Source organism: Bizionia hallyeonensis (assembly GCF_042657385.1).
In the GTDB taxonomy this organism is placed as follows: Bacteria; Bacteroidota; Bacteroidia; order Flavobacteriales; family Flavobacteriaceae; genus Algorimicrobium; species Algorimicrobium hallyeonense.
This window is the reverse complement of record NZ_JBHSLA010000006.1, coordinates 45,455-58,894: the sequence shown is the minus strand read 5'-3', so window position 1 is coordinate 58,894 and position 13,440 is coordinate 45,455. Positions and strand designations below refer to the sequence as shown.

10 protein-coding genes are annotated in these 13,440 nt (G+C 35.7%); 4 read left to right on the top strand and 6 right to left on the bottom strand.

Features of this window, described 5'->3' with window-relative positions:
• Positions 1 to 28: 28 nt before the first annotated feature.
• From ACFPH8_RS13355 to ACFPH8_RS13340, 4 genes are all read right to left on the bottom strand, one after another.
• The gene (locus ACFPH8_RS13355; protein ID WP_248395376.1) at positions 29 to 574 is read right to left on the bottom strand and encodes a DUF4136 domain-containing protein; all 546 of its coding nucleotides are present in this window, start codon (positions 572 to 574) and stop codon (positions 29 to 31) included.
• A 16-nt stretch (positions 575 to 590) separates the two neighbouring features.
• The gene (locus tag ACFPH8_RS13350; protein WP_376861675.1) at positions 591 to 2,585 is read right to left on the bottom strand and encodes a urocanate hydratase; all 1,995 of its coding nucleotides are present in this window, start codon (positions 2,583 to 2,585) and stop codon (positions 591 to 593) included.
• An 11-nt stretch (positions 2,586 to 2,596) separates the two neighbouring features.
• Positions 2,597 to 2,746: a DUF5522 domain-containing protein gene (locus tag ACFPH8_RS13345; RefSeq protein WP_170244085.1), complete on the bottom strand. Its 150-nt coding sequence runs from the start codon at positions 2,744 to 2,746 to the stop codon at positions 2,597 to 2,599.
• A 374-nt stretch (positions 2,747 to 3,120) separates the two neighbouring features.
• Positions 3,121 to 8,361 carry a GEVED domain-containing protein gene (locus ACFPH8_RS13340; RefSeq protein WP_376861673.1) on the bottom strand — a complete coding sequence of 1,747 codons (5,241 nt, stop codon included), beginning with the start codon at positions 8,359 to 8,361 and terminating at the stop codon, positions 3,121 to 3,123.
• A 202-nt stretch (positions 8,362 to 8,563) separates the two neighbouring features.
• Here ACFPH8_RS13340 and ACFPH8_RS13335 point away from each other — a divergent pair, with 202 nt between their 5' ends.
• The 3 genes from ACFPH8_RS13335 to hemL are packed head-to-tail and all read left to right on the top strand — an operon-like array spanning position 8,564 to position 11,571.
• Positions 8,564 to 9,454, top strand: coding sequence for a 1-aminocyclopropane-1-carboxylate deaminase/D-cysteine desulfhydrase (locus tag ACFPH8_RS13335; protein ID WP_376861671.1), 891 nt, complete (start codon positions 8,564 to 8,566; stop codon positions 9,452 to 9,454).
• Positions 9,455 to 9,456: 2 nt separating this feature from the next.
• A complete protein-coding gene (locus ACFPH8_RS13330; RefSeq protein ID WP_376861669.1) occupies positions 9,457 to 10,272 on the top strand; it encodes a glucosaminidase domain-containing protein in 816 nt (271 codons plus the stop codon).
• A 12-nt stretch (positions 10,273 to 10,284) separates the two neighbouring features.
• Positions 10,285 to 11,571, top strand: a complete 1,287-nt coding sequence (gene hemL, locus ACFPH8_RS13325; protein WP_376861667.1) for a glutamate-1-semialdehyde 2,1-aminomutase — start codon at positions 10,285 to 10,287, stop codon at positions 11,569 to 11,571.
• Positions 11,572 to 11,633: 62 nt separating this feature from the next.
• On the opposite strand, the gene ACFPH8_RS13320 is transcribed toward hemL, so the two are convergent.
• On the bottom strand, positions 11,634 to 12,023 hold the full coding sequence (locus tag ACFPH8_RS13320) for a hypothetical protein (protein WP_248395367.1): 390 nt from the start codon (positions 12,021 to 12,023) through the stop codon (positions 11,634 to 11,636).
• Between the two features lie 111 nt (positions 12,024 to 12,134).
• Positions 12,135 to 12,590, bottom strand: a complete 456-nt coding sequence (locus ACFPH8_RS13315) for a hypothetical protein (RefSeq protein WP_376861664.1) — start codon at positions 12,588 to 12,590, stop codon at positions 12,135 to 12,137.
• A 308-nt stretch (positions 12,591 to 12,898) separates the two neighbouring features.
• Between ACFPH8_RS13315 and ACFPH8_RS13310 the strand changes: the two genes are divergently transcribed.
• The gene (locus ACFPH8_RS13310) at positions 12,899 to 13,372 is read left to right on the top strand and encodes a hypothetical protein (protein WP_376861662.1); all 474 of its coding nucleotides are present in this window, start codon (positions 12,899 to 12,901) and stop codon (positions 13,370 to 13,372) included.
• Positions 13,373 to 13,440: the final 68 nt, after the last annotated feature.

The following is a 13,440-nucleotide window of genomic DNA, read 5'->3' as shown; positions in this document are numbered from 1 at the left end:
GACTGTAAAGTCGCTTTTTTTTATACCATTATTTTTTGACTTGTGGCGGATATACAGCCATGATTTTGGATACAAACTCATTAATGCGTTCTTCCTTTTGTTCCATTTTGGAACCATTTAAATAGCCAACGCCTTGGCCTTGCCACACAAGTTCTTTCTTTTTAGCATCAATTAAGTCTATATATAAAGACCCTTCTGTGGAAGTTGAAACGTTATTGTAATTCCCGTAGTAATAAGGATTCCATCCCCAACCCGCACCATAACCAGCATAATAGTTGTTATAGATATCTATTTTTTCACGAGATGAAGCTATAATACTAACAAGCAAATCAGGGTTCTCTGATTTCGTAAATCCTTTTGCTACTAATTCGTTTTCAATAGCACGTAGTATTCGGCGTTTATCTAAATCATTAATTTCAGCTTTATCAATTCCAGGTTTATAGAATGCAAACGTTTTATACGAGTCAAAATTCACCTGCTTGTCGTAATCTGCAACTACTTGTACAGAACTACAAGACGTTACTGTAGCCATAATTATCATGGCCAAAATGGATGTAATGATTGTTTTTTTCATGGTGTAAGTTTTAAGGTTAAATTGCGTTAAATAATTTATCATTAACCAAATTTGGTAGCGTAACCTTTAAATTTGGTTCGGCTTTCATGGCGCGTTTAATAGCAAAAATGGCTTCATCATTTCTTGCCCAACTCCTTCTAGAAATACCATTGTTTACATCCCAGAATAACATTGATTTTAAACGTCTTTCAGCATCATTACTACCATCAAGAACCATACCAAACCCACCATTTATAACTTCGCCCCAACCAACGCCACCACCATTATGAATACTTACCCAAGTGGCACCACGGAAGCTATCACCAATTACATTTTGAATGGCCATATCAGCTGTGTAGCGCGATCCGTCGTAAATATTACTAGTTTCTCGGTAAGGTGAATCTGTTCCGGATACATCGTGATGATCGCGACCAAGAATAATTTGGCCAATCTCACCTTTTGCAATGGCATTATTAAAGGCTTTTGCAATTTTCATTCGCCCTTCGGCATCGGCATATAGTATTCTAGCCTGTGAGCCGACTACTAATTTATTTTCTTGTGCACCTTTTATCCATTGAATATTATCCGCCATTTGTTGCTGAATTTCTTCAGGTGAGTTTCTCTTGATCTCCTCTAAAACTTGGCAAGCTATAGCATCTGTTTTTGCTAGATCTTCGGGTTTTCCTGAAGCACATACCCAGCGGAATGGGCCAAAACCGTAATCAAAGCACATAGGGCCCATAATATCTTGTACGTAACTTGGATATTTAAACTCGCGCCCATGAGTTGGTTTTTTTGCCATAACATCTGCTCCAGCCCGAGAGGCTTCTAATAAAAATGCATTTCCGTAATCAAAGAAATACGTGCCTTTTGCTGTGTGTTTATTAATAGCTTTGGCATGACGTCGGAGGGTTTCTTGAACTTTTTCTTTAAATAAATTAGGGTTGTTAGCCATCAGGATGTTTGACTCCTCAAAACTCAAGCCTACTGGGTAGTAGCCGCCAGCCCAAGGGTTGTGTAATGATGTTTGATCACTACCCAAATCAATGGTAATATTGGCTTCATCAAATTTTTCCCAGACATCTACTACGTTTCCTAAATAGGCAATAGAAATCGTTTCTTTATACTGTTTTGCTTGTTCAACTCGTGATACTAATTGGTCTAAATCCGTTATCTTTTCATCAATCCAACCTTGATCTAAACGCACTTGCGTTATTTTAGGATTCACTTCTGCACATACTGTAATACAACCAGCAATATTTCCAGCTTTTGGTTGGGCGCCACTCATGCCACCTAAACCAGATGTTACAAATAGATTTCCTTTTGGTGATTTTTTTATTTTTCTGAAACCATTTAAAACTGTTATGGTTGTTCCATGTACAATGCCTTGTGGGCCAATATACATATAGCTTCCAGCAGTCATTTGGCCATATTGGGTTACACCAAGTGCATTGTATTTTTCCCAATCATCGGGTTTAGAATAATTAGGAATCATCATGCCATTGGTAGCCACAACACGTGGTGCATCTTTATGAGAGGGAAATAAACCCATAGGGTGACCAGAATACATAACCAATGTTTGCTCTTCGGTCATTTCCGCAAGGTATTTCATGGTTAATAAATATTGTGCCCAATTGGAAAAAACACCACCATTTCCACCGTAGGTGATTAGTTCGTGTGGGTGTTGTGCCACCGCGTAGTCCAAATTGTTCTGAATCATGAGCATAATAGCAGCAGCTTGCTTTGTTTTTGCTGGATATTCGTCTATAGGACGTGCATACATTTTATAATTTGGACGCAGGCGATACATGTAAATTCTACCGTAGGTTTCTAATTCGTTTTTAAACTCCGGCAATAAAGTTTCATGATGTTTGGGATCAAAATAACGCAATGCATTACGTAATGCTAATATTTTTTCCTCATCAGATAAGATATTTTTGCGTTTTGGTGCGTGATTTATATCCGAATCATATGGTTTTGATTCGGGTAATGAATTTGGAATGCCTTGTAATATGTGTTCTTGAAATGTCATAAATTCAGTATTCAGTTTTTCTTATTATAGCCATAAGGGCAATGTCTGCAGCCGCTTTCACAACAGTATCCACGTTTTAAGTGATACTGCTCTGTAAAACAGCGATAACCTTCAGGTGTCCAGTAGAAATCACCTTCTTCAATTGGTATGATTTTCTTCATTTTACAAATATAATGTAAATTGGACTGATTTTTGAATCTTGTTTATTATGATTGTCGTTTCAAAATATATTATCCCTAAACGTTATTTAGGACTTACTATTTGGCCTTTTATTTTTTTGAAGAATAGACTTTTGAAAGAAGATGTGGTTTTGATAAATCATGAACGGATCCATATCAGACAACAAATTGAATTGTTAGTTCTTCCTTTTTTTATTTTGTATGTTTTGGAGTTTATACTTCGTTTCTTTCAATATAGATCTTGGCATCTTGCTTATAGAAATATTTCATTTGAGCGCGAGGCTTATGAAAATGAAAACGACCTTAATTATTTAAAATCAAGGCCGTTTTGGAATTTTACTACTTATTTTTAAAAATCACCGTTTCAAAATTACCTTCTCAATTCGTGTCATGTTATTAGTTGTGGTAGCTTTAACAATGTAAGTGCCTTCAGAAAAACTATTGTTATCTAGAATAATTTCAGTGGCATTAATATTTAACTTTTTGACTAACTCACGTCCTAGCATATCGTAGATGTATACGGATTTAATTGTGTTGTGTTTTGAAGACATCTTAATGTAGTTGCTGTTCGGGGCCGTAATGGTTATTCCCGAATTAGCATTAAATTCTTCAACGGACAACGAATTGTCTGTGTAACGTAAAATAAAGCGATCGTTAAATACTCCGGCTTCTGTATTAAAACTATATGGTGAAATACGGACATTATGGATTATATTGGTGTAAGTGTCTTCTATAAATATAAATTGGTTTGTGTCTTGAAATAAGCCATCAATTGTATTTAAAGCAATACTATAATTTCCACTTGAAGCTATCTCCACACCTAAAGGCACTAGGTCTGCATCATCAAAAGGAAGGGTTCTTCCTTGAATAGCCATTTCTTCTGTGTTTACCATTGAGTAAAAACGATTACTTGTTTCGCTTAATTCAAATCCGTCAAATAGCCTGTCGAAATCATTCGTCGCATTCTGGATATAACCCACTAAAATAGAATTTGCCGTATTGTTTGGCGCAATTAAATCCAGCCAAATTCGGTGTTTTTCAATTTCTATGAAGTTTTCGGAAGTATTATTTGTTCTGTAAAATTGGCTATTATTCAACGTTTCACTTCGCATGGTATTATTAAATATAACGCTAGAACTCACTGGAGCTGCATGTTCCATAAGTACAAAAAATGCTTGTCCTGCGGCGATATCACCTCCGAAACCAGGAGGATTAGAGCCTGTGCCATTATGTGCTATGTAATCATTTTGGTTGTAATTGTAAACAAAACCATCATAAAAAGGATCATCTTCAGCATTGCTTGGCGTAACTAAATGTCGCCATAAATATACGGTTCCGGTAATTGTTGGACTCGGTATATTTGCATTTGCATTTAGAAAAGCATTTGCAGAGATTGCAGAAGGATACGGATTACCAACTAAATTCCAGTTGTCGTCTAACCTCGTAGCTATTGTGTTTCCTCCACCTGTATAATCTATTCCATCATAAATGCCTCTTGTTATAGCTTTTGTAATGACACCATTGTTAGGTTTGCCTAAAAATTCAGGGGTTCCAGCTGTTGGCGTTCCAGCCACATTTCTAATAATATATCCTTTACCGTTTAGCATGGTTTCCGTTGTTGCTTGCCAATTTCCGAAATTTCCAGCACCATTCCCAGGAATGGTTGGAATCCATTGATATCTTAATGAAGATCCGGGAGATACATTGGTTACATCAAATCCTTCTACGGGTGAGGACCAATAAATATAATCATAAGAGCTTGCAATAGTTGCTGTTCGTCTCATATTTATATTGCCATTTCCAGAGTTGTTATTAACATTGGCTGCTCCATCGGTAACTTGTATTAAGCTACCAGAGTCTCTAATATCAATAGTTCCATCCAGATGAACCCAATCTGTTACAACCAATTTTGTATTAGAAGCGACTTCCAAACGGGCAGTGGGTGCAACAGTTAAATTTAAAGCAAAAGCTGGAGAAGGCGGAGTAGGAGGTGTAAAATAGCTTTCATCAGCAATTGGGAAATCAATATTTGAAACAGTTGTATCAGGTATAAGTACACAATCTGTGGCTGTTGGAACACCATTTGGTTCCCAATTACCGTCTATATACCAATTGTTATCAATATATCCCATCCATGTTTTACTCGATTGGTTTACAATAATTTCGTCTGTTAATTCAAGTGCACCCGAACAAGTGATGTAATTTGAAACTGCAAAATAAGAGTCAGGAGTATTAACAGTTACCGTACCATCTCCATTGTCAGTCACTTCATTTCCGGGTGCTACCGAACCTTGATACCAAGTAATGTTTGATGGTACTATAGCGGCTCCGTCTGGAGTAAAACGCCAAGCTTCGTTAGTTGCCTCCCAATTGGTATCCAATCCATTTCTACATGGAGCCACCGCGTATTGGTTGTTAGGAGCTAAAGGTGTAATATCTCCTTGAATTCCTACAATGGCATTACCGCCATTCCATGGAGAGTTGTTTCCGTTTTCTATTCGTTTCTCTTCTATAAATACTTCGATAATGTTTGTGGTTTCATGTAATACAATCATAGCGGTATGTAGTCTGCTAGCATCACCAAACATAGGAATGTCGTTCCAAGATACTTGAAATTGTCTGCAAGGAGCAGTGCCAATAGTTCGGCTTTTAATAGCACCTACAGGTAAAGAGGTAGGGATGATATCATGATAGACTCCATAAATAGTTTGTTCAAATAAAGCTCCTACTGTACTAGGTAGGTTGTTGTTAAAACTATAGCCAGCATAATCTCCTGCATCAATGTTGCTATCGAAGGTAATTGCTCCATTTGGACTTACTAAAGTTTGAGTGTATGAGTTTTCATAAAAACAAAAATCAAATCCAAGATTAGTTTTAGAATCAGCCCAGTAATCATCAGTCGTAATAGATTGATTGTTGCTATTTCCAAGGGTTGGAAAATCGTAATTAGGAGCTGGATTTGGGTATGTTATTTGTTCTACAAGGTAGCTAGTGGTTTCTTTTAAGTTCGAATTTGCTTGTAAAGTAACAGTAGGAAAGCTACAATCTAAATTTACAGTTGGGTCTGATATAAATGGATCTGCATTAAAAGGGTTGTTACCTTGCTCATCAATTATTACAGTGGGACAGAGGGTTGGTGTTGTTACAATATCAGTGCAGCCAGTATTGAAAGTTGTGGTGAACCATGCACCAAAATCTACAGCGTTACAAATACCTCTTACAAAAACATAATAAGTAGTTCCTATCGCTAAACCAGTTAAGTTTATAGTTGTTCCTGAAGTGGTGCCAGTAATGTCTCCTGCAGGTGTTGTTGTCGTATTATCTGTTGATACGATATATTCATATCCATTTGCAGGAGCAGGGACTGGAGCTGTCCAACTTAAAGATGTAGTGGTTGTAGTTGTAACAATTGCGGTTAAAGCTTGTGGGTTTGCTGTACAGTTTAAAGGAGTAATTGTTAGGGAGTAATCTTCAAAACTACCATAGCTTCCAGAATAACAAGGATCTGTAACTGGCCCAAAATCTCGCCCGCCAATACGCATAAGGTGCGTTCCAGTAGTACCTCCGGGAATTAAAAACGACGCATTTATTGTATTAGGATTTCCGCCTAGAGATTCTCCAACAAACATTTCTTCACCTGGACCTGTAAAGTCTAAATCATCATTCCAATCTACCCAGATAGTGGTATCATAATCTAGCGTAGTGCCAAAAGTCACACTAATGGGTAAAGTGCTTCCTTCTAGAGCTGTACCAACTTGCGAAGTGTAATTTCCATAATTATTTGCTTCAATTCCAGTAGTGTTGTTTACTGTGCTAAACGTCACATTTGTTATCCCTTGTCCATCAACGCTTGAGGGCGAAGGTGTGCACACACAGGGTACAGTGCTCGTTCTGAAATTCCAAGTTATTGGCGTATTTGTAGTCGGACCACAAGGTCCAATTGGAACTACACGCCAATAATATTGCGTATTCGCTAATAGAGTTCCTGTATTATAAGTTCTTGGAATTTGATTTGAACTAACCAAAGGTGGAGTCGCATTCGTGCCAAAATATACGTCATAACCCGTTGCACCTGCGGCAGCAGACCAATTTATACTGTTAATTGCTCCTAAACCAGCATAACAAACGTTAGTTGTATTATTTGTTGGGTTAGTGGCTCCAGACAGACTATTTATTGCATTATTAACAGTAACTAACACACTTCCAGATCCAGAACTCCAGCAACCTGTAGCGTTGTTTTGTGCTCTAATATAGTATCTGCCAGAAGTATTAACAACTAATGGTGTATTTGAATTATTTGTAGTATTTGTTCCGTTGGCAGTGGTTTGCCAAAACCAAGTAATTCCTCCGGTAGGAGTTCCACTTCTTGTAATGGTAACGCCAGTTGGGTTGCATTGTGGGGAGTTGCTTGTAGGGTTTGCAGGGTTTGCTGGTAGAGGGTTTACTGTAAAAGTGGCAGCGCTTGTTATAGTGCCTCCAGGTGTGGTAACAGATACGGTTCCTGTAGTTCCGGTTCCAACAGTAACGGTAATGGAGTTTGCTGTATTTGCCGTAACAGTGGCATTAGTTCCTCCAATAGTTACGGAAGATGTAGCAGATAAATTTGTGCCTGTAATTGTTAAAGAGCTTCCAGTGCATCCTACATTATTGCTTAAACTAGTTATAGCTGGAGCCACAGGGACACCAATTATTAATAAATAATCATGAGTCTCACTTCTATCATCAAACCCACATGGGCTTACATCTGATGTGGACCAATCTGATCGTACTCGCATTCGATACGTTCCGGCTGGTGTAGCAGCAGGCACTGTAAAAGTGCCTGTTTGTGTAGCTAGATAACCCGGAGAGTTAAAAACGTTTTCATTAGAATTGTTGAAAGAAAAATCACTATTCCAATCTACCCAAATATTGGTCTCAAACGTACCTCCAACATGGGTAGCACTAAAATTAATATTTGAACCTGCAATTTGGCTAGCTGATCTAGCAGTAAAATCACCATAACCACCAGCTGAAAAACCGGAGCCATTATGAGTTATATTAGTTAAACCGCCAGTAGTAGAAAAGTTATTTATATAGTAACCGTTGGCAGTTGATGAAGGTGTGCAATAGCTTGTTGGCGGTGCATTTCTCGTAATCACCAATGTGTATTCTGCATATGCAGGGGAAGGCCAATTATCAACCACCAAATAATAAGTGCCTGCGGCTAAAGTGTATGTAGCACTGCCAGTTGTATTTGTTCCTGTAACGAAGCCGCCAACACAATTTCCTGTGGTTGGTGCGCATGCGGTATGAATAGAAAATGACTTATACGTATTTCCTGTGGTGTATGCAAATGTGTAATCTCCACCACCTGCGGGAACAACTATACTATAGAATCCATCAGGGCCTCCTCCATATAATCCGCTTTCACAATTAAAATTATCTATGGTATCTGTAAAACTGCTCAAGTTCCGTGGGCCTGTTGTAATGCTGTTACCTGCGGTTGGTAAAGTAAGATTAACAGCGGCAACACATGTGTTACCTGGAGCTTGAGCAAAAATATCTGTAAAAACTGATAAATATAAGATACCTGTTAGCAGGAGTAATTTTTTAATCATGAGCTACTATTTGAGGTTTATTAAATACAAATTGTATTTTCACCAAATCAAATAGGTGTTGTGCGGTAGGTTTTGGGGTTATTAGTCATGAAATTATCGTTTAAATGTTAAAAAGCTGATAATTCATTATAATATTTTGAAATATACTAAAAAAAGTAAACTAAAAAACTATAAAGCATAAATATTTATTAAAATTTATATAATGTTCGAGATTTCTGAAAATTTAAATATTCGTATTGATAATCAGCTTTTTGTAAAACCGGACTATTTGGTGGATCCATTTATATCAGGGAACAAGTATCGTAAATTAAAATACAATATTCTAGAAGCTAAAAAGCAAGATGTTCAAACACTTTTAACCTTTGGAGGTGCTTATTCAAACCATATTGCAGCAGTTGCTGCGGCCGGAAATCGATTTAAGTTTCAAACTATAGGCGTAATTCGAGGGGAAGAATTATCGAAAGAAATCCAGAAGAATCCAACCTTAAAGTTTGCAAAATCGCAAGGCATGCAATTTTATTTTGTTTCACGGGACACATATCGGGAAAAAGAAACAGAAACATTTATTGAGAATTTAAGGAATAAATTTGGCGAATTTTATTTAATACCTGAAGGTGGTACAAATGAATTAGCTATAAAAGGTTGTGAAGAAATATTAACGGAACAGGATACGGAATTCGATTTCATTACGTCTGCAGTGGGAACGGGTGGTACTATTTCTGGATTAATAAATTCAGCAAAAGCACATCAAAAAATTCTTGGTTTTCCTGCCCTTAAAGGTGATTTTTTACGGAAAGATATTAGTAAATTTGCAAAGCGGGAAAATTGGGATTTAATTTCGGATTATCATTTTGGAGGTTATGCTAAAATAAATTTGGAATTAATTAGTTTTATTAATGATTTTAAGCAACAATTTAATATACCATTAGACCCCATTTATACAGGGAAAATGGCTTTTGGAGTATGCGATTTGATAAAAAAAGGATATTTTCCTAAAGATGCTAAAATACTAATGATTCATACGGGAGGCCTACAAGGAATTAAGGGTATGAATCGTATTTTAGAAAAGAAGAATATGATAAAAATTCAATGAAAATGAAGCGAGTACTAGTAGTAATTTGTATGGTATTAATTGTTTTTAGTTGTGGTTCTAAAAAACGAGCAGCTTCTAAATCCAAGAATAAAACCAAAACGGAGCGGGTTGTAAAAACGCCAGAGGTGAAAAAACCAACGGTGGAAACGCCATCAGAATATCCTGTTAAAAAAAAGGTGGTAATAAGCAATAGTCCTATTGATGATTATATTGCATTGTATAGTGATATTGCTCAAGAAGAAATGCGCTTATACCAAATTCCAGCTAGTATTACTTTAGCTCAAGGGATTTTAGAATCCAGTTCGGGTCGCGGTCGTTTGGCAGTTGAAGCTAAAAATCATTTTGGAATAAAATGTCATGAATGGACAGGTGCTAGAATTTATCATGATGATGATGCCGATCAAGAATGTTTCCGAAAGTATAATGATGCCAAATATTCCTATCGTGATCATTCACTATTCTTGAAGGAACGTAAACGTTATTACAAGTTATTTGAATTGGAAATTGACGACTATGAAGGCTGGGCTAAAGGTTTAAAAGCTGCAGGATATGCAACGGATAGAAAGTACCCTGATAAATTAATTAGTCTTATTGAGCGTTATGAATTGTACAAATATGATGAAATAGTTACTGGAAAAAAAACACGAGTTGCTGAAGTTAGTTCGTCTATGGAATCTTCTCATCGAGTGGTTAAAGGTGACACCCTTTATTCACTTTCAAAACGCTACAATACAACCGTTGAAAATTTAAAACGCCTCAATAATTTATCATCTAATAATTTAAATATTGGAGATTTAATAGTGGTAAAATCTAATTAAAGTATAAATTTTATGCAATACAAAAGAAGTAGTGCGCTTTTTGCACAAGCTGAAAAAGTAATCCCAGGTGGTGTAAACTCTCCCGTAAGAGCATTTGGAGCTGTTGGAGGAACACCTATTTTTATAAAAAAAGCGCATGGACCTTATTTAATAGATGAAGATGATAATCAATATATCGATTACATTAATTCTTGGGGACCCATGATTTTAGGTCATGCTTTTCAACCCGTAGTTGATGCGGTCGTTGAAAAAACAAAGCTTGGAACATCCTTCGGAACACCGACGGAAATTGAAACTAAAATTGCTGAATTGGCGGTTTCCATGGTTCCTAATATTGATAAAATTAGATTTGTAAATTCGGGAACCGAAGCTTGTATGAGTGCTGTTCGTTTAGCACGTGGTTTTACAGGAAAAGATAAAATTATAAAGTTTGCCGGTTGTTATCATGGTCATAGTGATAGTTTTTTAATTCAGGCAGGAAGTGGTGCTGTAACCTTCGGATCACCAAATAGTCCAGGTGTAACACAAGGTACAGCTAAAGATACTTTATTAGCTAATTTTAACGATTTAGAAAACGTTAAAGAATTAATTCAAGCAAATATTAATGAGATAGCCTGTATTATTTTAGAGCCTGTGGCAGGGAATATGGGATGTATTCCTCCTAAACAAAATTTTCTACAAGGCTTAAGAGATTTATGTACAGAACATAATATTCTTTTAATTTTTGATGAGGTTATGACGGGTTTCCGCTTATCAAAAGGAGGCGTTCAGCAATTATATGGTATTAAAGCGGATATCGTTTGTTTTGGAAAAGTAATAGGAGGCGGTTTACCAGTTGGTGCGTTTGCAGCTCGTGAAGAAATAATGAATCATTTAGCACCGCAAGGGCCTGTTTATCAGGCAGGAACATTAAGTGGTAATCCGTTAGCTATGGCGGCTGGTTTGGCAATGCTACAGGCATTGAATACGGATGATGAAATTTATAGACGTCTAGAAGAAAAAACAGCCTATTTGCATAATGGGATGTCTAAAGTTTTAACTGAAAACAATATCGTTCATACCATTAATAGAGTTGGTTCCATGATATCTGTTCATTTTTCAGATACCCCTGTTGTAGATTTTCAATCGGCTGCCAATGGAAATAATGAAACCTTTAAAAAGTTTTTTCATGGTTTGCTAGATCGTGGTATTTATATAGCGCCAAGTGCATTTGAAACATGGTTTATTACAGATGCTTTAAGTTATGATGATCTGGATAAAACAATTGAAGTAGTTGGCAAAGTTGCTAAAACTTTATAAATTAAAAAGCGATCTGAATTTCAGGTCGCTTTTTTGTAACACTCATAAATTAAAGCTCCTAATTATATAGGAAGCATTTTACTGAATTCTTCTTTCTGATCGTCATCTAAAACCTTTTTCATGTCATTTTGAAATTTCGGTTCGTCTAATAATGCTCTTGAAATATCATCCAAATTATCACTGGACCCCGATCCTAAAAGTTTACTAGCAGAATCCCCAATTAATTTTTGAAACTTCGGTGATTTCAACTGACTTACTACTAAATCTGAAGCCATTTTTTGTTGCGATTCATTTAAATTTAATTTTTTGGCAAATTTTCTAACCTGATCTCCAGCTATTTGATCAATCATAGAGCTGGATTCGCTAGATGCCGTAGTGCTTAAACTGTTTAAATCTTGTGCAGAAAGCTGCATACCTATTAAAGCCAATACAATAACTAGTAATTTTTTCATAATAGAGTTTTTTTAGTGATTGTAATTTAGCGATATTTTTTTTAATATAAAAAAAGGCAGATATTTTAATTCATATCTGCCTTTTAGTAAACTAATTAACCAACTCAAATTTTATTTTCCATGTTTTTTCTGCTTTCTTGAATTGCGTCCTTTTTCCTTGCGTTTCTTTTGAAGCTTCTCCCATTTAACGTATTGCTCATCATTTAAAATCTCTTTCATTTTAGCTTTCATAGCAATTTGCTTATCCAACCTGTCATTTTTCATTTTAAGCTTGTCGTCTTTCGAAACTGACTTCGCTTCTTTTTCTTTCTGAAATTCTTGACGCTTTTCCATCATGGCTTTGCGTTCTTTTGCGGCTTCCAGGTTCAATGTCATAACTTGTTTTTGTTGTTCTTTCGTTAAATCTAAATCCAACGTTAATTTTTTAGTTTGCAATTCCGCCATTTCTTCTGGAGTGTACGCTTGCATCTTTTCAGCTCGTTCACCTTTTTTATGCATTTGTTTTTTGTCTTGAGCAGATAATTGAAAAGTTACTAATGCTAAAGCAATTAAAAATATTTTTTTCATGATTTATAAGTATTAAAGTTTGTACATATAAGACATGGAAATATTAAAAAGGTTTAATGTTATAATTTTAAGTATTAGATTTTGGTTGGTAATTATAGTGTGAAAACAAGGTGTCTCTCTATTTCAAACTATATAAATAAGCAGAGATAAGAGCTATTATCTAAATTGAAATTGCCTTTGGAAGTTTTTTTGTTCTGAACTGCTAAGTATTCTTAAATTCAGATGTTTAGTGTTAAATATTTCTAAATAAATGAAACCTTTTAAGGTCTTTTAAGTCTAATAGATAAATGTTAATACATAAACAGAAAATGAGACATTTATTAGTCATAAGCGGATTATTACTTGCAGCAAGTACAACCGTGGCTAGCAATTTAGTACCTGATAATTTTACAACCAATCCACACAAGCACAAACATAATCATGTTTCAAATAATTCTGTAATTAGCATTCAGGATGTACATGTAATTGAAATGGATGAGCCTATTGATTTAGGTTTTGATGTCAAGCAATATTTGCCTAATAATTTTAATCCTTTAGAGGGCAAGAATGATATTAATTGGAAGGAAATTGTTCTGATAGATTTACCAGAAGATATAAATTTAGGTTTTGATACGCATGCCTACTTGCCAAAAGACTTTAACCCATTAAAAGGCAAAGACGATATTAATTGGGAAAAAATTTCTTTAATAGAAATAGAAGAAGATGTTCAGTTTAATTTCAATATCCAGGATATTTACCTAAAGGGTTTAATCCTAATAAATAAATTTAGTTTTTCATATTAGTTTTAGTTGGTTAGTTAAAAACCCAATGATAGCGATATCATTGGGTTTTTGTTTCTCTACTTTATAAC